The organism is Proteus sp. HMSC14B05, from assembly GCF_001808035.1.
Classification (GTDB): domain Bacteria; phylum Pseudomonadota; class Gammaproteobacteria; order Enterobacterales; family Enterobacteriaceae; genus Proteus; species Proteus mirabilis.
In genome coordinates this window covers 176,557-198,034 of sequence record NZ_KV791961.1, presented here as the reverse complement: position 1 = coordinate 198,034, position 21,478 = coordinate 176,557, and the positions used below count along the sequence as shown (strand labels likewise).

General features: G+C 36.6%; 19 protein-coding genes and 2 pseudogenes. 3 read left to right on the top strand and 18 right to left on the bottom strand.

Annotated features, from left to right (window positions below):
* Window positions 1-307 precede the first annotated feature (307 nt).
* Together HMPREF3129_RS01505 and HMPREF3129_RS18460 are read right to left on the bottom strand one after the other, a co-directional pair.
* Window positions 308-1,108 (bottom strand): abortive infection system antitoxin AbiGi family protein, encoded by an 801-nt coding sequence (locus HMPREF3129_RS01505; RefSeq protein ID WP_049208622.1) that lies wholly within the window; start codon window positions 1,106-1,108, stop codon window positions 308-310.
* A 243-nt stretch (window positions 1,109-1,351) separates the two neighbouring features.
* Window positions 1,352-1,459: pseudogene (locus HMPREF3129_RS18460) on the bottom strand (arsenate reductase); the annotation flags it as partial.
* 188 nt (window positions 1,460-1,647) lie between these two features.
* Here HMPREF3129_RS18460 and HMPREF3129_RS01495 point away from each other — a divergent pair.
* Window positions 1,648-3,867, top strand: a complete 2,220-nt coding sequence (locus HMPREF3129_RS01495) for an nSTAND3 domain-containing NTPase (protein ID WP_070486651.1) — start codon at window positions 1,648-1,650, stop codon at window positions 3,865-3,867.
* Between the two features lie 527 nt (window positions 3,868-4,394).
* On the opposite strand, the gene HMPREF3129_RS01490 is transcribed toward HMPREF3129_RS01495, so the two are convergent.
* Both HMPREF3129_RS01490 and HMPREF3129_RS18180 read right to left on the bottom strand, forming a co-directional pair.
* The gene (locus HMPREF3129_RS01490) at window positions 4,395-4,838 is read right to left on the bottom strand and encodes a hypothetical protein (RefSeq protein WP_223842455.1); all 444 of its coding nucleotides are present in this window, start codon (window positions 4,836-4,838) and stop codon (window positions 4,395-4,397) included.
* A gap of 131 nt (window positions 4,839-4,969) precedes the next feature.
* Window positions 4,970-5,137: pseudogene (locus tag HMPREF3129_RS18180) on the bottom strand (isocitrate/isopropylmalate family dehydrogenase); the annotation flags it as partial.
* Window positions 5,138-5,365: 228 nt separating this feature from the next.
* On the opposite strand from HMPREF3129_RS18180, the gene HMPREF3129_RS01485 reads away from it, so the two are divergent.
* On the top strand, window positions 5,366-6,487 hold the full coding sequence (locus tag HMPREF3129_RS01485; RefSeq protein ID WP_058336135.1) for a DUF262 domain-containing protein: 1,122 nt from the start codon (window positions 5,366-5,368) through the stop codon (window positions 6,485-6,487).
* Window positions 6,484-7,140, top strand: a complete 657-nt coding sequence (locus HMPREF3129_RS01480) for an MAE_28990/MAE_18760 family HEPN-like nuclease (RefSeq protein WP_058336134.1) — start codon at window positions 6,484-6,486, stop codon at window positions 7,138-7,140. The genes HMPREF3129_RS01485 and HMPREF3129_RS01480 overlap by 4 nt, the downstream gene beginning before the upstream one ends.
* Before the next feature lie 6 nt (window positions 7,141-7,146).
* Here the strand turns inward: HMPREF3129_RS01480 and HMPREF3129_RS01475 are convergent, their stop codons facing one another.
* The 14 genes from HMPREF3129_RS01475 to HMPREF3129_RS01410 all read right to left on the bottom strand — a co-directional run bounded on the left by HMPREF3129_RS01475 (window position 7,147) and on the right by HMPREF3129_RS01410 (window position 21,476).
* Window positions 7,147-8,406: an N-6 DNA methylase gene (locus HMPREF3129_RS01475; RefSeq protein ID WP_058336133.1), complete on the bottom strand. Its 1,260-nt coding sequence runs from the start codon at window positions 8,404-8,406 to the stop codon at window positions 7,147-7,149.
* A gap of 77 nt (window positions 8,407-8,483) precedes the next feature.
* On the bottom strand, window positions 8,484-10,208 hold the full coding sequence (locus HMPREF3129_RS18805; RefSeq protein ID WP_070486649.1) for a phage tail fiber protein: 1,725 nt from the start codon (window positions 10,206-10,208) through the stop codon (window positions 8,484-8,486).
* 16 nt (window positions 10,209-10,224) lie between these two features.
* A complete protein-coding gene (locus tag HMPREF3129_RS01465; RefSeq protein WP_070486647.1) occupies window positions 10,225-10,491 on the bottom strand; it encodes a hypothetical protein in 267 nt (88 codons plus the stop codon).
* Window positions 10,488-11,174 carry a hypothetical protein gene (locus HMPREF3129_RS01460; protein ID WP_070486645.1) on the bottom strand — a complete coding sequence of 229 codons (687 nt, stop codon included), beginning with the start codon at window positions 11,172-11,174 and terminating at the stop codon, window positions 10,488-10,490. The genes HMPREF3129_RS01465 and HMPREF3129_RS01460 overlap by 4 nt, the downstream gene beginning before the upstream one ends.
* Window positions 11,174-11,506, bottom strand: a complete 333-nt coding sequence (locus tag HMPREF3129_RS01455; protein ID WP_036970230.1) for a hypothetical protein — start codon at window positions 11,504-11,506, stop codon at window positions 11,174-11,176. The genes HMPREF3129_RS01460 and HMPREF3129_RS01455 overlap by 1 nt, the downstream gene beginning before the upstream one ends.
* Complete coding sequence (locus tag HMPREF3129_RS01450) at window positions 11,496-14,939, bottom strand: TipJ family phage tail tip protein (protein WP_240087784.1); 3,444 nt, start codon at window positions 14,937-14,939, stop codon at window positions 11,496-11,498. Before HMPREF3129_RS01450 ends, HMPREF3129_RS01455 begins: the two co-directional genes overlap by 11 nt.
* Window positions 14,940-14,953: 14 nt before the next feature.
* Window positions 14,954-15,604 (bottom strand): tail assembly protein, encoded by a 651-nt coding sequence (locus HMPREF3129_RS01445; RefSeq protein WP_049209898.1) that lies wholly within the window; start codon window positions 15,602-15,604, stop codon window positions 14,954-14,956.
* The gene (locus HMPREF3129_RS01440; RefSeq protein ID WP_070486641.1) at window positions 15,508-16,236 is read right to left on the bottom strand and encodes a C40 family peptidase; all 729 of its coding nucleotides are present in this window, start codon (window positions 16,234-16,236) and stop codon (window positions 15,508-15,510) included. The genes HMPREF3129_RS01445 and HMPREF3129_RS01440 overlap by 97 nt, the downstream gene beginning before the upstream one ends.
* 21 nt (window positions 16,237-16,257) lie before the next feature.
* A complete protein-coding gene (locus tag HMPREF3129_RS01435; RefSeq protein ID WP_070486639.1) occupies window positions 16,258-16,962 on the bottom strand; it encodes a phage minor tail protein L in 705 nt (234 codons plus the stop codon).
* Window positions 16,963-17,048: 86 nt separating this feature from the next.
* Entirely contained in the window at window positions 17,049-17,528 is a 480-nt protein-coding gene (locus tag HMPREF3129_RS01430; RefSeq protein ID WP_070486637.1) for a type VI secretion system-associated protein TagO, read from the bottom strand.
* Between the two features lie 48 nt (window positions 17,529-17,576).
* Window positions 17,577-17,882 carry a hypothetical protein gene (locus HMPREF3129_RS01425; RefSeq protein WP_070486636.1) on the bottom strand — a complete coding sequence of 102 codons (306 nt, stop codon included), beginning with the start codon at window positions 17,880-17,882 and terminating at the stop codon, window positions 17,577-17,579.
* 2 nt (window positions 17,883-17,884) lie between these two features.
* On the bottom strand, window positions 17,885-18,214 hold the full coding sequence (locus tag HMPREF3129_RS01420) for a phage tail protein (RefSeq protein ID WP_070486635.1): 330 nt from the start codon (window positions 18,212-18,214) through the stop codon (window positions 17,885-17,887).
* The gene (locus tag HMPREF3129_RS01415) at window positions 18,215-21,232 is read right to left on the bottom strand and encodes a phage tail tape measure protein (protein WP_070486633.1); all 3,018 of its coding nucleotides are present in this window, start codon (window positions 21,230-21,232) and stop codon (window positions 18,215-18,217) included.
* Window positions 21,201-21,476 (bottom strand): phage tail assembly protein T, encoded by a 276-nt coding sequence (locus HMPREF3129_RS01410; RefSeq protein WP_239477051.1) that lies wholly within the window; start codon window positions 21,474-21,476, stop codon window positions 21,201-21,203. The genes HMPREF3129_RS01415 and HMPREF3129_RS01410 overlap by 32 nt, the downstream gene beginning before the upstream one ends.
* Window positions 21,477-21,478: the final 2 nt, after the last annotated feature.

Here is a 21,478-nt window from a genome sequence, read left to right as displayed (position 1 = left end):
AGATTTACTATCAAATATTCAAACCTATTATTTATATTAAATAATAGAAAATAATAGTTTGGTTATAATAATTAAAGCTAGTAATAAATTAGAGTATTTTATTTAAACTGAAAATAAAAAATAACAATTTATTATGTAACCTTTCGAACGTGTTTATCAGCTTTGAGCGAACAGTTGACATTGCTAATAGCGGTCTATGTGAAACTCGGAGAGCAGGTTAATTTTAGTGTTAAACACAATAAGAATACGATGATGTATCAAAAAGGAAGCATTGTATATGTAATTTAAGCCCCAAGCGGGGCTTAAATTACATATCATTCGCTATCAATTCGGTTGAAAGAACCCTTGGAAACAATATATTTTTTGAACACAGAAAATCCATCATCTTTTCAACATCACTTTCATGCTTAACAATTATATATTTAATATCCTTTTGAGAAAAAGGCAACCTGATGCTTTCATATTCTTCGTTGTACTTTCTCTTGTCATCTTGAGTTACTATGTTTTGTCCAGCAACGATCAGTGACTTTCCCTTTGACATTTCTATATCCGGAACAAATCGCCACTCCCTCTCATCTGCAAAAATATAGTTTGGTTGCTCTGACCTATTTCTTCTTTTCAAAGTTGCCTGGTAATTTTTCATGTATCGCAAAGGATCTATAATTTTATTGTAATTACGTTTCGCCGCTTGATATTTCCGCTTTGCATTATTAATTTGAGCATCTGTTCCTGATAACTTAATTTTTTCTAAAGACTTATGTAACTTCTTGTTTTCTTTTTTTAACTTCCTAAGTTCTAGATTGTAATTATCGAAAACAGAAGAGGATTTGGACATGTAAATCACTGGGTTTAGCCCATTTTCATTTGCCCAACTTTTGGATAATCCGATGCCATAATGACCATAACTTTCAGTATGCTGATTAAGCTGTGTTAGCCTAATATCACAAAATGAAACCATCGGTATGGCAATATTTCTATTTGTGTGCGGGCCTTGTATAAATTCTTTAGCGAAAGAAATTCGAAAATTGCTTGATTCAAGTATCTTAAATAAGGTTTCTAACTCTTTAGTAAAATGAAACAAGGTAGTTGGGTATAAGCTACGTGACATAATGATCATCCATAATGTTTGATGTATTAATTAAGTAAGTACAACAAATCAAGGTTATCAGTACGTTTCATACATCAGCAAGCGGAATTATCGATAGTAACCTGCTCCCCGTTAATCAACACTAAGTGCTGTTAGCTATTCCGCTTTTGTCACCAAACCTCCGTATACAGAACTCAAAAGACAGCTATGAGCGAAAACCGAACGCCCATACAGACGTCCTATATTCTGAAGTGGGCAGGCAGATTACTTAACCCGCTTCCCCGTTTCGTCAATAACCTTCTCGCCATCCTCTTTGGTAAACGCTCCTTTCTGACCTTCTGTTAGAATATCCAGCACTATTTCTGAAGGGCGGAAAAACTGCGCCATATACGACGCGACACATCATTTAGTTACCTTGAAAAATTGTGCAATTTTGCACTAAATCACAATTTAATCCTTATGAACTCTATAAATATAACAATCTATCATCATTCCACTTTTTTTTGATTTTTACACCATGTAACATTGCTATCATTTTCAGTCGATTATTAAGAACTCCAATGACAAACTATGATTTCAGAGCACTCAATAATGAAGAGTTTGAAAGACTAGCTACAGACCTCTTAAGCAAGAGAGAAAATATACTTATTGAGCGTTTTAAATCAGGAAAAGATGGTGGAATTGATGGTCGTTTTTATCACTCTGGCGAAGTAATAATCCAAGTTAAACACTATGTTAAAACTGGTTATAGTGGATTATTAAGTAAACTTAAAAGCGAAGAAGTTGCAAAAGTTGAAAACTTAAAACCTAATCGATACATTTTCATCACAAGCGTTGGTTTATCCCCTGCTAATAAAAAAGAAATCTTCGATTTATTTAATCCTTACATTCTAAGCAATAATGACATCATTGGTCCTGAGCATCTAAATGATCTTTTAACACTTTACCCCGATATAGAACGGAACCATTACAAACTTTGGCTTTCCAGTACAAATTTTTTAATGAGTGTACTAAATAATGCTGCGATTCAAAATAGTAACTTCCTGATTGAAGATGCTAGGAAAGAATCATACAAATTCATCGAAACCAAGCAATTAAAAAAAGCGTTAGAGATTTTAGATGAAAATAAAGTTGTAATTATAACTGGTTTACCTGGCGTTGGTAAAACCACTCTTGCAAAACAAGTGATGCTTATGCATTGTAATCGCGGCTATGAAATTTACCACATTGAAGGATCAATTTCGGAAATAGAATCTATATATTTTAAAGAGAGAAAGCAATTTTTCTATTTTGATGATTTTCTCGGCGCTACTCTTTTAGAAATTTTCACTAGAAACTCTGATTCTAAAATTGTTCAGTTTATTAAAAAAATCATTACCGACAAAAACAAAAAGATGATTTTAACGTCAAGAACCAATATATTAAACAGAGCTAAAAATCTCAGTGATTTATTTAATATAGAAAAAATTGAAAAAAAAGAACTTGAGATAAATGTATCAGATCTTAGTGATATAGAAAAGGCTGATATACTTTACAATCATGTTTGGCATAGTTCATTATCGCAGGAGTACATTGATACTTTTTATGATAATCGTAATTATTGGAAAATAATACATCATCCAAACTTTAACCCACGGCTTATATCGTTTATTACAGATAGCGATAGAATATCAGGAATCGATAGTTCGAATTTTTGGTCATATATCGAAAATTCATTAGACAATCCTGAAATGATCTGGTCGCACTGTTTCAATAATCAAACACGTGAGGAAGTCCTTGATCTAGTTTGCTTGGTTGTTTTTAATGCTAATAACATTGAAGAACAGGATTGTAAAAATGCATTAAAACGCGTTTTCAATATCAAATATAAAAATAACTTTTACTCCAAAGTAAATAAAATAGATGAATACATAAAAGAGTCAATAAAATCAACACTTAATAGAAGTCTAACACCACTAAATAAAAATGTAATGATAAGATTGACACCATTCAACCCATCAGTGTCTGACTATATCATCAATCGCTATGCTACTGATGAAACCTCTCTTTCACTTTACTTTTCAGCTCTTAAAACAAATCAATCAATTAACACTTTATTCTCTTTGCACAGCAATAGGAAAATCAATTCAGATGTATTTGTTTCAGTACTTGAGTCAGTACTCAATGCCGTTGATCTTAAATGCTTAAATGATTACTCAATTCATCTTCTTCATTCGGTCATACATTCCAATTTAATCTCCACCAATAAAAATAGAATGGTCTATCCGAGCTTATTTTTAAACATTAAAGAAGAATATCTAACTTACGATTACGAAGTTGGTGAGTGCGTGTTATGGGCTGTAAAAAATAATCCAAGTCTATTTTCCGATCAATTCATCTCTGACTTTATAAATTATGCCATGAGGTCTAGTTGGAGATATACTCTCAGCCATGACGATTACCTCCCCTTAGCACACTTAATCAATCTTCGACCTACAATAAAAGAAGAGGAAGTTACTCAGGAACTAATGGAACATATCAAAGAATATTGGCACGAAAATTATGACGAAAGATCTAAAGCTGATGACATTGCATATGACATGCTACATGATTTAATTAATGAATACGATCTTCCCTTTGAGGACAATGAAATTGAATATATGTATAGTAAAGTCGATGCATCTGCACACCTCTCTGACTTTTATGATTATGATGACGATGAAAGAGAGCTCTTCTATAGTCGCAGAGATGAAAAAGAACATAGCGAAAGCTATATAAACGATTTATTTCAAAAACATTAGCTAATTTCATAACTCACTATTTTGGCTACACATGAAAAATATTATTGCATAAATGCGCAAACTGCCGGAGGCCAATCTGGTGGTTTGTTATTGATACATCAGAATGCACACCTGAATAGTTCAAAATTGATTTTTCAAAAAATTTCATTGTGGTGCTCCATCATCAACTCCCTTTTCCAAAAGCCCCATTTGGATCACACAAAAAATCCACAATGTCTCTTTCATAGTCCTGCTACAACTCCCCCCCTGTTGTAACTCAGCTTTTGGCCCTTATATTTCCAATCCCAGAGCATTGTTAGAATTGGGTTGTTCCTTTCAAATCGCACACGCGCTTCCAGTTTAACTTTTCTGGCCTCCATCGTAAGTTGTCCTTTAATTGCCACATCCACCTAACTAGCCCCTACCGCTTAGTACGTTCTGAACTTAGCAATGCCCGCTTCTGGCACAAAGTCGACCACCAACAAATATATCCTTTTTTAGCAACTTTTCATCCTCACCAACTAAACTAACCAACTAAACTATTCCTATCACCCACCATACTCCCTCACATCAATATAAAAATACTGCTTACCTAGTGAGGTTGTTGACATCTGTCCGGAGACTATCATCGAATGAGGAATAATGCGGTTACCTCGCCCACAGAGGGTTACCCTAATTGTTTTTCCTCCCATCGAATCCATCATCCCAATATGCCCAATTATTGTGATTAATACCGTACAGGGGAAACCGACATCCACGCCATTCCAATTATTTCCTGTGAGTACAAAGTTATTTCCCTCTAATAAATTAAGCGGTCTTTGGCTTGAAGCGTGTGTAATAACACCTTTATGATAAATTTGAATTCCCCATTTTTGAGGATGAAGTGAAATATGATAAGAAGACTTCACAAATACATAGAGCTCATATTCTGCTGAATTACCTTGAATAGTATCAATTAAGTTCACACACCACGCATTGTTCTCAGAAATCACTTCAGATAATCCACATTTTTAATTGTACTGTTTTGGGGAATAGTTTTGGTGGGGTTTTGGGGAATAATTTTATAGTACAAAAAACAAACGGGAACTAATAAGCTCCCGTTAACTATTTATCAAATCAACAATTACATATGTTTGATAATCGCGTCACCGAACTCGCTACATTTCAGCAATTTAGCGCCGTCCATTAGACGTTCGAAATCATAAGTAACGGTCTTCGCTTCGATTGCGCCTTCCATACCTTTAATGATTAAGTCAGCGGCTTCTGTCCAACCCATATGGCGTAGCATTATATAAATCAACCATTATTAACTATTTGTTTATTAAGATAAATTTACTCTTATTTGGTTAAAAAGACCATGTTTATACCTTTTTATAACTAATTGATTACCATAATACTTTTATTGGTTTTGATAACCATGAGTTGGCTTTAAAAAGATCCTTATATAATATGTATATATTCAGTATCATTTGTTAAGATTATAAAAATATGTGATGGCTTACTATTTAAGGTATATAAAATGTCTTTGATTGATGAAATAAACAACGCTAGGCTACAAGTTCATGCAGATTCATACCCTATGTCAATAGGAGAGCTTGTAAACTTATATATTGATGAAGAACTTGAAATTCATCCTGAATTCCAACGGGTTTATAGGTGGACACCTGAACAAAAAAGTAAGTTAATCGAGTCTATATTGTTAGGTATTCCATTACCATCTATTTTTGTATCTCAGAGACAGGATGGTGTATGGGATGTCGTAGATGGATTACAAAGATTATCGACTATATTTTCCTTCATGGGGGAATTAAGGGATGAAAATGGAGATAAATTACCAGCGTTAGAACTATTATCTACAAAATATTTACCTTCACTATCAGGAAAAGCATGGAATAAACCTGATGATAAAAGTAATGAATTAGATCTTGATATTAAACGAGTTTTTAAACGAGAAAAAATTGATATAAAAATAATTAAACGCGAAAGCCAAGATGATACCAAGTTCGAATTATTTCAAAGATTAAATACTGGCGGATCAAAGTTATCAGATCAAGAAGTCCGTAATTGTATGCTGCTTATGATAAATTCAGATGCATTTGAGTGGTTACAAGAAATATCTAAAAACGAAGACTTCTATACAACAACTCCTATTTCCAATAGATTAGAACAAGAAAGATATAATCAAGAATTAGCTTTACGTTTTATAATTCAAAGACATTATAGTGAACCATTACGTAAACTACATTCAGATGTAGGCCCATACTTAGATGCTGAACTAAATCGTATTTTTTCTAAGAAAGCCACTGTTATTGATTATCAGCATGAAAAAACAATTTTTGATAAAACATTTTACTTATTGAATAAATCTCTTGAAGATAATGTCTTCAAAAAATACAACCCAGAAAAGAAACGGTTAGAAGGTCCCATATCAATCCCAGTTTATGAAGCTTTATCCACAGCTGTTTCGTTTTATATAGAAAAGAACCCTAGCTATATTGAATCAGAGCTAATAGAAAAAATAATATCTGCCAGTACACAAATATCCTCACATTCTGATTTTATCAATATCTTAGAAAAAAACACCCGACCACTAGATAGAATGGTCGCAATGATTAATCTAGGAAAGGAATTAATTCAGTGAAGATTAGAAGTTTATATGAACTAGATAATGCATTAGATCAAGATCTAGCATGGAGAAAACATGAAATAAGTACAATAGTTGGGCAAGTTTCATCTTCTAGAAAGAGTGCAAAAATAACTTTAATGAGAGCTGCAATAGCATTGATGTACTCTCATTGGGAGGGGCATGTCAAAAATGCATCCGAAATATATCTCACGTACTTAAATTCAATATCACCTAAATATATTGAGATGAAAGATAATTTCAAACATATTAGCCTAAGAAGTAGATTTGAAGAAGGATTTTCTATAAAAGAATATTCCTCTCAAAAAGAAATTTATGAATATATTTCATATGGGTTAAATTGTAACTTTAACATTAATGAAAAACATATAGTCAAAACAAATTCTAATTTAAAATCAGACGTTTTTAGAAACATCATGGAACAATTAGGTTTAAAATTTAATGATCTTGAACTAAAAAGCAATTTTATAGATCAAGTATTATTAAATAATAGAAACTGTATTGCTCATGGTGAACGACTTAATTCTCAAGATATTACCAGCGCCTATGATAATATAAAAGAAGAAATTATAGAAATGTTGGAAGTAGTCAACAGAACTATAAAAAACGCAGCCTCTAACCGAGAATATTTAAAAGATTGTAATAATTAATTTAGTTTAATCAATGGGGATATCTTTTACTATACTCACAGTAAGATGCCTCATTCTTGCCCTTGAATTTAAAAAATCATTTGTCTTTTCTGACTTAAGTATTTTTATTAATTTTCTACAATCACTTAGCTTCCCAGTCTTAGGAATTAAAACAATCATGTGATTTTCTACTGCAACGGGACCTGATAAATTTATCAAAGTAGCTGACGCTCTAAATTTATCTGATGGACTAGATGTTCTTTTTATTAAGATTAGAGGTGGTGTTAAAACTTTCCCCTGAAATCTGCGTTTTTCAGTTGATGTAGATATTTCTTCCCATACAAGGCTATTTTTAGCATGGAAATAAGGGTATTCATTACCTTCTTCAGGATCTCTATAAGCAACTAAAGGACCAATGCAAACATCAAAAAATTTAGATAAAGGGGTGTAATTACCTAAATCAACAACCCATTCTATTTTTTCTAAATTATTTTCAGTTTTTATACCAGACAAAATAAAAACATCTACATCTGTTTGTGAATTAAATCGCCCATATATTTCACACGTAGCCTTCATTTCTGAAGATATAAAATCTCTAAAATGATGATATCTACTACCGCTTCTTAAAACATCAGGTAAGATCGCACTAATATTACAATGGTTAGGTAAAATTCTAATATAATGATCAAGAATAATACCAGCAGAATTTACTTTCCCTTGCTTCCAGTAGTTAATCCTAGGTGATAACCAACTATTAAACGGGGGATTCATTATTACATGAGTTATTTTTTCTACATCTTTGGCTGTTACTGTCATTGCATCTCTAGTCTGAATAAATGGCAGTAAATCTAGAGCCTCATCAATATTACAATCACTATGCGCTCCTCTACTCAGAGCTTCAATAATTATTCTTAGCTTTGCCGTTGTAACGAATGCAGCATACAAATCATAGCCCCTTAGTATATTTCCCCATAATTGTAATGTTTTTGAAAGTGTAACCTCAATTTTTAGTTTTCGTGAACAAGCAATTAGGAGATTACCAGCTCCACAAGTAGGATCTAATATAATAGATTGTGAAGATATCGATTTACAGAAAGAGTCTATTGCTTTAACTGATAAATCTTCACCTGTAAAAAAGCAACCGGCCTCTCTCATTTCTTCTAATGGTAGAATAGAACGCAGAATTTTATCTATTGAATTAAGATCAACTAAATTAGGGAAAAAGTTAGCATCTAGTGACTTTATGTTTTTCATTAAATATTTATTATATTGCGCTAACTTTTCCACTATATACTCCTCTAAAATCAAGATGCTATCATACCACCCAACTGCAGTTACTGCTAAATTATTATTTTGATAAAGCTCTATTTATAATTGGTGTCCTGATTTTCTTCTTCTTTTTGTCTGAGTTCCACTTTCTGCGCCTCTTCCATCTCACGCACTCTCACGTTATAGATGGATTGCTCAGGCATCTGTACACGAACGGAAATGAAACGACCATCAGGGATATCAATTGGGTCTCCATCTTTGTAACCGTCAATTTTATTATTGGCAAACTCAGGTGCGTTAGGGTGAGTTCGATGATACGTTCTCACGAGGATAGAACCGTCCTCCATAACTTTAGAGTCTACCCATATCAACGGCTGTTTATTAACATCGAGTGGAATTTCAATACCACCATCAACACCGCCCCAACCTGCATCTGAGTTAAAGCCTAAAACGCCTTCGATAAGATATTCACCCTGAGCTACTCGAGTAACTGTAGCGCCTTCTGATTCGTCGTTAGTGGTGAATGTGCCGTCGGGATTGATGTTAATGATTGGGGAGGCCTTTTTAACAAACCCATTACTATCAACCGTTGTATTTGCAGAACCTAATAAAACATTCCACCAAATATCACTACCTCTTTTTGTTGCGATAGTGGGAACACCAGATGAACCATGAAAGAAAATTTTTACCGAATTATTCCAGTCGTATTTTAAATTTATTCCAGAACCCCAACCGCTAAACCAATCACTTGTTCCAGCGCCACCCCCTTGACGGAAAAACATAGTAGGCATGTTTGTATTATTAAGCATGGCATTATCCACACCTTCTACCTGACGGTTATCCAATAGCTTAAATACACTTGGAATAGCTTCTGGGTACTGTTCACTACCAGTGATACCTTGCCTGCAGTACAGCCCTGTGTAACCATCCACCCCATCACCGCCAATAGACATCAACTGAAAACAAGAGCCGTGCCCGCTTTTATCACCCCAGTTTCTAAAGTTAACTAACCCTACGGCTCTTGTAGAAGTACCACCAAATAAGGTTTTATAATCAACAAACCCAGATGAATACCCAAATGGATAAGAAATTATATCCCTAAGTCCCATATAGTGTTTTCTAAAATCATGGTAGCACTGTAAAGCAAGGCTAGTGTCTTTTTCTACAATAACCGGATTTTTATAATCATATATTTTACTTGAAGATAATAACTTTCCCCCTCGAGTATCTGGAAACTTATATGTATCAGCAACTCCATTTCTTTTAATATATATATCAGGCTCTGTTCTAGTTAAAGATAACCATGCGGCATTTTTTTCGTCACGAGAAACAGTTCCTACAGCATCAGTAAATCGAACTTCACCATCTACCCACTGAATGCCACCTTTCTTTGCATCTAGCTTATTGGCAATATCCCCCTGTATTTTCTTAATGCTATCGAGAGTGACCTTTTGCCCATTAGATAGCTCTACTGTTACCACACCGTTATTCATCATCCATTGATCCATTGCTCGCAGAAAATACGTCGTATCTGATGCAATAGCGGTCATACGATTATTAGCGTCGCTGTATGAGTTCGGCTCAGTGAGATTAATGCTGTAACTAGTGTTTTTTACGGTAAATGTAGCCGGTTGTGAAATGACTAATTCTGTATCGCTATTAACTCTATCCACCATGTAAATAAAATTAGCGTTACCATTTTTAATTAAAATAATGGTTCCTGAGCGAATAGCAGGATTATTTACGGTCCATTTAGTTCCTGTGCCAGAGACAATAGCAGACCCTGACACTGTGCTAACAGTGCCTGTTGTGTATATCATGATTTATTTCCTAAATTTATTTTTTTATAGGTGAATTATCTTTGCAATATATTTTGTCAAACATATCAGAGCTAACCCAACCGCCTTGCCATAAACCTGCTTTACCGTATCCAAAATACATATTATTATCATTATTATAACGACTTAATTTAAAACTCTGATATTTTTCAATAGTCTGTATTTTAATTAAACCAACACACTCCACTGTCTGATAATTTATAGGTTTTCTATCAGCACAGCCTGAAATAAATACCGCAATAGATAATAAAATTATTTTTTTCATAATACCTTCTTAATATCGCTCACATCTATTATTAAGCAAGTAGATGGAAATCTAGATAAATCACGATTTGCACTGCCTGTGCCCCAAAGAACAGCTTCTTTATATCTTACTTGTAACGTATTTCCCACTCTTTTAATAAAAGTATCCATCCAAGCCCCTTCAAATCCATCTTCCCATATTCCTCCCATTCCGCCACCAAAAACGAAAGCTAAATCTTTTATATTTGGTAATTGATAATCAATATCTTCTTTCCATGATGCAATAAAATATCCTACTATTTTTAGCACCCCCCAATTAGAGTTATAAACAGTCTGTTTTGTACTACTATTTTTTATAACGACTCCATATTTTTCTTTAAAAATATTATTCGGAAAATCACCAAATTCAAATACATCAACACTACCCGAAGAGTCATTATAAGGTTGGGATATCTGGATATTTTTATCACTTCCTTTTATGGCTCCCCCAATAACTTTAACAAAAACATTATTAGGTGATACAGCAAATAACTTTGTAGATAAATGTGGGGTGTTCGGTAATTCAGTATAATATCCTTGATTTCCAGATACTATCCCGCCTTTCATTACAACAGTCTGCTTTCTAATACAGTTCATAACCGTATTAAAACTATCTATTTGAACATGGCGATCCTTTCCTTTTATAATAATGCCATATTTACCCATCAATATACTCCATAATATAACCTAATGATGTCATCATATATATCGATTAAGCCATTTCTATAAACATTATCGAGTTCAAGAATAATTACCCCGTTATTAATATTTAAAGTAACATCTCCGGCTAACCCTCTCATAAAGGAAGTCCCAAACCAAGCAAATACTTCTCCATATTTATTTAGATCAGAATGGTCATAACTAAAGGTTTTTTTAGTCATAAGTGGTATAGGAGTAATATCATGCCAACCAACAATTCGGCCGACTCTATCAGATGTATTTAATAAATTAATTCCATATTTTTTAGATTTGATTACCATTCCATAATTATCGCTCATTTGTGATATCACCAATAATAACAACGTTATACCCAGTTTCATCTTTTACATATAAATTTTGATTGGTTAATGTTGTTCCGCCATTACCACCATACATTTCCAGTTTGTTATTTTTAACGTCAATAATAAATCCAGATTTACCCGGCACATAATTATCTGATCTTATTGACTCTGAAAGAACCATTTCACGAATAGAAGCCTTATCTAAAAACGCCTCTTTGATAAAGAACTGCCCGTTTTTGGCATACATGAATAATTCCATCTTGCCATTTACAGGGTTATACCAAGCAAAGTTATTCGCGTTATAGCCAATGAAACTTTCAAGCTTGCCGTTCTTAACCTGAGCACTAATTACTTGCCCTGCTGCATTGTATTTCACGTTGTTATGAACAATCGTAATGTTGATGGAATGGGTAACTACACCGTCACCGGTTTGACTAAATTCAGCCTGCATTTTTTGGTTAATCATGCCCTGCTGTTTGCCGAATTGCGCTTGTACCTGTTCTTCGGATTTAGCCATGGCTTTATTCGTTTCAGATATCGCCTCTTTGTTGGTCGCAACATCTGCACGAATACGGCCGACTTCTTTATCTGTATTACCTAACTTCTGGTTGGTATCATCAATGCGTTTATTTGTTGCATCATTGGTTGTTTTTAACTCTGTGCGGATCTCCGTAGTTGTTTGACCGAACGCCTTGTTTAACTCGGTTATTGATGTTTGAGTTTCTTTAATTTCTGCACGTAAGGCTTTATCGTTATCCTCTATTGATGCATATACACGCTTAATATCCTGCGCCCATGCTTCATTATCAGAAACTCGGAGTTGTTGTAGTTGAGTAATACCGGCTTGAGCATTAGCGGAATATCGCAATACATCCGTAGATAGCGAATAGGTGGCATTAGTTAGTTCAGCAATAGACTCCGTATTCCAATTCAGTTTTTCGTCAAGTTGTTTGCCTGCCTCTGTTGTCATGAATTGGCCGTCTAACTCATCGAGTATTTCTTTAGTATTACTATCAGGTTCCCCTTTAGCCTCAACAAATACCGATTTTCCAACCGCGTTTATACTGCGAACATAAATATAATAGGTATGTCCTGCCTTTAGGTTACGTCCTTGTATAACCCACATAGAGCTAATACCTAAATACTCAGCACGATTTTCCACATCACGAATATCCGTGATCTGTTTTTCTGAAAACCAAAACTCATACTGTGCTCGTAAGCTATTTTGACCACCAGATCGCGGAATAATCCCTAAACTAAAATAGCCCGACTCAACCTCAATATAACTGGGTGGTAATGGTGGATTAATCGCAAATGAAGTTGTGGCCACCTCGCCTTTTTGTTTCCGATCATTTTGAGGCAGGACGGATAAAACATAATTCCCCTGAGGCAAACCACCAAAACGATATATCGTATCCGTGGTTGAGGCGGTGCCGACAATGCGATCACCAGTGGTTAGTTTTAATAAAAAATCTACCCCTCGACTGGAATAAGGTGTATTCCAACTGGCTTCTACTTGCCATGCACTTGTATCTGATTCGATATCCACAGAAAGGTTTTCAACCGGTGGAATAAATCCACCTAGTGGCGTATCAGGTTTTGGCTCAAATTTAGCCCCTTTATCAACAACAGCCTCTTTTTCGGGCGTGTGTTGCACTGCAATAACCGTAAAGCTGCCATCTCCGTTATCAGCCAAGCTGATGGCACGAAATAATCGCCGACGTAAAGACGGAAGTGTTAATGTCCAAATTCCGCCTTCTTGTAACCCTAACGGCAAAGTATCCAGCTTTATTTGATTAGATGCGGGATAGCTCACCACTTCATAAGATTGCGGATCACCTTGAGCATTGATGAGTGTGACACTTGATTTACCACTTTTGGGTGTGTCGATATTGCGATCTAAGGTTAATGTTTGAGAGGCATAATCAATATGTGTTAGACGTCCACCAATTTGATTATCCGCGTAATTATTATCAGCAATTTCGATAATATCACCCGGCATATGACGTAGCCCCTCACTACCGATATTAAATTCAACCGTTTGAGTTTCTAATTTCTCAGTAGTTAACAACCAAAGACCATGACGATGAGCCTGACCTCTGCTAGTACAACCAAATGCATCGACGCGCATCACATTGCGTCCAAAGCGCGCTATGCTAGCATCATCTTCAACTAGCTCAACACTGGTTTTCCAACCATTGTTTGGATCAATAAAACGAACTTCGACGGCAGTGTGACGCGATTTTAATGCGCTAAAGCTGTATTGGAAGTTGCCATCAATTACGTTGGCATTAGTATAAGGCCATACTACATCAGACGGTCTGTCTTGAATAAAGGTTAATGTTCGTCCGTTCCAGACTGGCATAATGCGCATCATGGCACACATATCTGCCATCACATCATAGGCTTTACGCATATCCGTAATGTAAGCATTACAGGTTATACGTGGCTCTTTTCCTCCAAAACCATCATCAACCTGTTCGTCACAATAACGTCCTATCGCATATAAGGCGAATTTATCAACCTCACTAATATTGAAGCGTTTCCCCATGCCATAACGAGGATGAGTTAACAAATCCCATAATACCCATGCTGGATTATTGGTAAATGCCGGTTTAAAGGTACCGTCCCAAATCCCAGAATAAATTCGTTTATCTGGATCATAATTACTCGGCACCTGAATAATACGCCCTTTAATTAAATAATTACGGCGCGGAAATTTATTGCCAAACTGCTCACTATCAAACATTAATCCTGCAACAGCAGAACCCGGATAGGTTTGTGAAATATCCACTAACTCAGAATAACTCGACCAAACGGTATTATTTTGAATTTTGTCAGAAGTGCTGTCTTGAGTGATACGGATCATGCGCACACTGAACGGAACTGGGGGCAAATCATCTAAAATAACCGCCATCAAGTACGGAGAGTTAGAGCGTTTACCCTTAATCGTGACGTTTTTCTCTGTTATCCATACCCCATTGCGCTGGATTTGGATCTGTAATTGAACAGATGTAGGTACTCGATCACCATTATCTTTAGTTTCAACCAGTGATTGCGTACCAAAGGTTAGGCGTAAGCGGTCAATATTGGGCGAGGTGATAGTGCGAGTGACAGGGGAATTATATTTAACCTCAATCCCCACTGGCACTTCATTCGCAGACGCGGTAAAACCACTCATTGCCGGTTGCTCTAAGGTACCCGCCCGCCATTGTGCATACATTCCATTAATCGTGCTATTGCCAGATCCATCTATCACCGGCGTATCATCTAAATAAATGCACCCTAAATCATCCATCGAGCCTTGAATATGAATAGGACCTTCAATCGGTCCCTCACTGATTAAATCAATTAATGAGGCTTTTTGTCGTGATGTTAAATCGTTTGGTGCCTCATACGGTGTTCTTTGACCGCCACCACCTTTACCCATAATACAAGCTCCTCTTAACCACCGTGTTTGCCGGCATCGATATCTTCGCCATCACTGTCATCCATAATTTCAACAGATTGTGAAATGACGCGTGAACCACACATAATTTCGCCGTAGGCAATGGGCACCGGCATTCCTTGTGCAACGGCATTATCAAGATTGCTAAAATAAGTATTGCCTTTTTCTTCATCACCACGAGATAGATTGGGAGGTTTTGGAGACGGGATCAGCATTTGAGCGACACCACCAATCATCATAGCTGCACCACCCGCCATCAAAGAAGTCGCTACTGTTGCGGAGATCCACGCTGGCCCCCACCATCCCAATGAAAATAAAGCAGCACCTGCAATAAATTGAAAAACACCGACATTTTTAGCCCCTGATAATTTCGGCACAATATGAACTACTGCATTATCAGGTAAGGTTTCATTGAATCTTTGGTTAATGTCTTGTGGGGAAATATCAGTACCCGCAATGCGCACTTGATACCAACCATCACGAATAGCTAAGCGTAATGCTGGAAGTTGAATAAAAAGCGCGTGAAGACCTTCAGAAGCAGTATTCACATTTAAATCAAAGCGACGTCCAAATCGTTGCAAATCCCCGTAAAGTCGGAAGGTTGCCAATCGCGGTAACGCCAAATTGAGTGCGTCATTCGTTGCCATCGTTCGTTATACTCCTCGCGTTTGCTAAGTTGGTTTGGAATGTGATGTAAAATCGTTTGATTGCCTAAATAAATCCCCGCGTGGTTGGCACGAGAGCTGGCATAGCAACACAAAATAATATCGCCGGGTTGCGCTTCTTTTTTTACCTGCCGAAAACCACTGCTTATCATATTATCGAGGTACAGTTCTTTACCTTGGCGCCACCAATTATCTTGTCGCTCAAAATCAGGCAGATCATGTCCTGCCAAATGATAAGCATCACGAAACAACCCATAACAGTCGGTTGAGCCATGAATAAAATGGCGACCTAATAGATGAGATACTGGCTGATAACAATGAATTTTTTCATTACAAACCACCCACCACGGCAATGCACTGTTCACCTGCAGTTGTCGATCTAAGGTGCTGAGATAAGGTTGACCATCAGGGTGACTGTGTACAACGGCTATCACCTCGCCCTGCTGTTCGGCTCGAATAAAATCATCAAAAGAAATCGTGAAATAGTTTTTCGGATCAGTGTGCTGATTAACACAAGGTAAATACTGTTCACCCTGTGCGGTACTTACCAATAAGCCACACGCCTCCGATGGCGCTTGCTCTTTCGCATGCGCCAAAATTGCTTGCTCTATCATAAGAAACACCTTAGGAGGGAGTTAATTATTACCAATACGGGAAGTGGAGACAAACGCGCCTATACGTGATTCGTTTTTTCGTAACTTACAATCACTAAGACGTTTGCCACATTTGTCTTTTAGTGGATCAGTGGTTGGCTTTCCCCATTCGTCAGCAACAGGGGGGCCTTTGTAACCACACTCTTCTGAGCGATAACAAAAATTACAGATATCAGACAAAATAGCACGCCCAGGCAGCATTAATCCGTCAGTCTCACTCGGTGTGGCTAACATAAAGGTAGCTGTTACTGAATTTAAACTGGTCATCTGCTCAATGATCCAACGTGTCACAATTTCTTGTGATGGGTCGGCATTAGGATTGCCTTGAGGAAAATTTACTGCATCTAAAAATTGAGTGCTGACAATGCGTCGTACCACCAGCCCACCGATTGCACTATCTAATTGACTGGCAATCCCTGTAATCAATCCAAATAAATTCGACAATGTAATAGTGGGTCGCCCTGAGGGGCCTTTGCCATTAAAAGAAAAGCCTTCACCTTTCACGGGATAAGGCTCATAGGTGTTTCCTTGCCAGATTAACGGCTCTTTACGCTGATTAAGTCCATCAAAAAAGCGGTACCGAATACCACCTATTTTGGTTAAATCAAATTCATAAAGTTCAAGCAAAGCATCATCAGAGGAGAGTTCGGTAATACTAATTCGCATTTCAGGAGGAATATGTTGCATATTAGCTCCAAATAAAAAACCACCCAAAAAAGGTGGCTTATTATAATTTCCGTAAATATCTTAAATAATACAATTAATATGATTTTTTATAGTTTCCATCCACAGTATTTTGATACTGATTTTGAAACTTCATCTATATGATCAATTTTAAATTCGCTTACAGTTTGAGTTCTACTATATGGCTTATAACCAATAATTAATTTATTACTATTATTTATTTTTTTTATAAACTGTATTGGACTTAAAGGAAATAAAGTATCATTATCTCCCCCTATTTCCCATCTTTCGGTATATGCTTTCTGCCCATCAATTCTGATAGTAACTTTGCTATAATCATCCAAACTTATAAAATCATCTGTCGCAAGGAACGCATCAGTTTTATTATCAACACATCTTAATACTAAAGCTCCACCACCATTTTCGGGTGGTAATATTGCAAAATAATCTATTTTATCAGTTAATTTATTCTCTTCTTTAGTTATGATCCATTTTCCTAACGATGTATTTCCACTACCAATTACACTAAATGAAGTAAATAACAAAACTGTTAGTATTATATTTTTCACCACTATTCCTTATTTCAATAATCTAAAGTGAAATAACCTATATAACAATTAGTTATTTTTATCATATTGAGTCATGATGTATTTATATATTTTTTCAGCATCCTTGCATTGCTTTGAGGTATCATTGTCCACAACACACTCACCATGATAACGTGAGATCATAGATACAATACCAATAGCATCTACAAAGTATTTTTCACACTCAACATTACTTTTACATGCTTCTTGTTTTGCATGATCGATAACTGTAATTTCATCAATAGCAAAGGAATAAGAACATGTTAACAATGCTATCGCACCAAATAATACTCTTTTCATATCACCCTCATTAAAGTTATTTTTATCAATCAGCATAATTAAAACAAAGTCTGTTCAAATTCCGCTGTTATCTCCGTTCTAATCATCCCTACTGAAGACGACCATTTTCGACATAGTACCTTAATTAATTCTGATTGATGAGGCGGCTTCCATAAAAATGCAGTAACGCCAGCATGTTTTTCTAAAAATGATTCAATTTGTAAGCTTTCACTATTTATATAGATAAGCGTTACATTGTATTTTTTTAAATGACTATTAATACCGTCAGGGCGACGCTGTTCATAGCCGTCGCTAAATTTCACTGATTTTACTCTAGGCTCAAACTCCTTTTTCATATCGGGTTTGACTTTCCATTTAAATGTTTCCATCTACATAGCTCCACCATCACGACGTTGGCTCATAATATAGTCCTGAGCACCTCGCTTACTAATTTCATAAACTTTTTTCAATGCTTCAGGCCCTATCTGACCATTACTACCATCATTTTGTATAGTAATGTGATAATGCTGGGTAACGCCTCCTCCCTGATTGGGCATTTTCGCAATAACGCCCAGCTTCCCATCAGCACCACGGCGCAAAGGGAAAATGCCTTCTGGCCCAGCTTCTCCCATCAACCCTGCACCTTTTGCAAACGCAAACATGGTAGGTTTATGAACAATCTGTCCACTGTAAGCACTTAGGCTGGTTGAGTTGTAAACACCACCGTTAGCATTCGCGACTGGGGCGCCAAAACCAAAGCCCATCGCCTCTATTCCTTTAACTAATGACATTTTAAGTAAAATATCCGTTAGCATCTTAAGAATCGATTTCGTAAAGTCTTTGAAATTGGCTTCACCTTCAAATAATACGTTGGTTAACTGGCTACTAAACCCATTGAGAGCCATAGAAGTGGCATTTTGCACTTGAGAGTTAACATCAAGCACGGTGTCTTTATAATTGCCCCATGCTGTTTGGGCACCCGCTAACCAATCAGCCCGTTTCTGATCTTCAACTTCCCATGTTTTCTGTTGCTCGGCTAACATATTATTTAGCTGTGGATTCTCTTTTTGGCCTGCAAGAAGTTGAGCGCGCTCTAAATAACGTTGTTGTTCCCTTGCTGATTTACCCATGCTTTCTTCAATCGCTTTACGTTTTTCCGATTGTTGAGCAATGTATTTATCAGCCTGATCTTGCATCTTATTTAAACGCTCTTGCAAAGCCACTTCATCACCCACTAATGCGAGTTTCTCCTTTTGAGCCAGAATATTTTCTTTATTTGATAATAAAGACTTTTCAGCGTTAGTTAATCGACGTGTCAATTGTGCTTCTTCTAAAATTGCAAATTGTGCCTGCTCTTTTTGGAATTCTTTACGTTGTTGACTAATAACATCATTAGCACTTTGATGCTTTTTAAGCATTTCTAACTGTGCTTGCAATGCAAGTAAATCACGAGAAGCTTTTTCTTCTTCACGATCACCAGCAGAAACTTTATAGGGTTTTACTTTTGGTGGTTGTAGCGGTTTATGATCCCTCCAACGACGATTTATTTCTGTTTCATATTTTTTAAATTCTTCAGTGCTTAATGCCCATTTTTGTGCTTCCAATTGAGCCCGTTCTTTGTTTCTTCTGGTTTCCCGATCTGCGTATCTATTCTCTAATTCATCTCTTATCTTTAATCTATTTACTTCTAATTGCTCATTAGATTTTAAGGCTTGAGCTTCTTTTTCAGGTTTTTCCAAATCGTAGAGCTGATCCCTAAGTTTACTTAAATTAGCCTTAACATCCTCAACCGTTTGCCCTGTTCTGTCATGATGTAGTTTTACAGTAAATGGATTTAACTGAAAATTGACCAACATTTCTTCATGTTCACGGATCTCATCCTGTAAAGAACTCCCAAGTTTAAAACGAAGTACAGCATCTTTAGCCTGATTAGTCGCATTTTTAATTCGAACCCAAGCATCCTCTATCGTTAGCAGTTTGTTAGGTATTTCATTGGCACCGTCATTAATAGATTGCGCATAAGCATCAATCGCCAGCTTAGCTGCTTCGGTTTTATTACCTTGCAATTCGAGAGTTCGAATTTGTTCTAATTGGGATGCAGTGAGGTGATGATTCGCTTTTTCTAATTCAAGCGACATTTGAAGCGGTTCATCTTGCAGACGTTTAAACTGATCAATAGTGATATCAATCGCCTGACCTGTGATGTAATTCATCTGTGCGGCCGCTTTTGAAACACGGGAAATCTCATTATTCGAAAATACCCCAGTACCGACGACGCTTGAAATTGATAATGCCATTTCACCACGCGTGATCCCGCCACCCGCAAGGGTTTTCGCCATTTCGTTTAATTGGCTCGCTGATTTATTGGCGTAGTTACCGGTTAAAATCAGTTGTTTATTAAACTGAGAAAATTCTCTTTCTGCATCATAGGCTAGCTTTGCAACGCCTGTTAAACCTGCGGTAATTCCTCCCCAGATACCACCACGAACCAGTGAGCCCATATTAAATGAGTTGGCAATACCCTGAAGACGACCAGCTAATGACTTGCTGTTTTTATCAAACTCTTTGGTTTCTTTGCTCGATTCAAATAATCGACGAATATAAATTTCTGCTGAAGAGCTGACACCTAACTGAGACGCTTGATAACGCAACATCTGTTCACGACTCAAGTTTTGAATAACAACTTGCTCTTTTAGTCGCTGAATAAATCGCGTTTTTTGTTGCGTTAGAGACTCTTCTTCTCGGCGCAACTTCATTGACTCTGAGGTAATGGCAGAAATCAGTGTCCGATAGTCTTGTTGATGGATAGTGCCCTTTTTTACCTCTTGATTAAGCTGAGCTTGAATGGTTCTTAATGCCGACGTTCCTCCAGAAAGTCCTTTAACTGCTTCAATCTGCTTAAAATATTTTTCAGTATTTGCATCTTGTTGATCTTGTATCGCCTTTATTCTTGATTTAGTGACATTCTGAATTTCAGCGAATTGCTCACCTGTAATTTTTAGCTTGTCATAAGCCTTTGTTGATTTATCTAAAACCTCTGTGAGTTGTTCAAGTGCATCTCTCGTTTGCCCAACATTTTGAGCTTGCTCTAAAAAAGCATCAGCTTGTTTGCGTGATTCAATAGCTGAGCGCGCTTCTTCTTGCGCAATGCGTTGGTAATACTCTGCTCGTTGTTGTTGAGTAATTTCTTGTTGATTGTTAAGTTCTTGAAGAGACTGCGCGGTACTCTCTGCTGAACTGCGAGCAGATTGCGCTTGTTGTTCAACCAGTTGAGCCATGCGTCGTTGACTGGCTTCGGCTTTTTCTGCGGTTTCTTGGAGCTGACGTTCTACTCGCCCCATTTGCTCTTTAAAATCGGCTGTTTCAGCCCCTAAATTAATCGTTAGATCCGCTATTTGTTGGCTCATATCGTATTCCGCCCGCTATCCCTTCACTTACCGCCATCATGGTTTCATCGTCCATATCAACAACAGGTTTACGTAACAACACACTAAAATCCTCTGGTGATAAGTCTTTACCACCACCAAAAACACTGGCAACCGTGAAATTAAGACCAGAAAAAGCATGATCGATAAGTTGAATGGTGAAGGGAGTTTCATTAAAGAAGTGTAACCAATCAGCGAGCTCGGTCGCTGTCATCTCACTGAGCATTC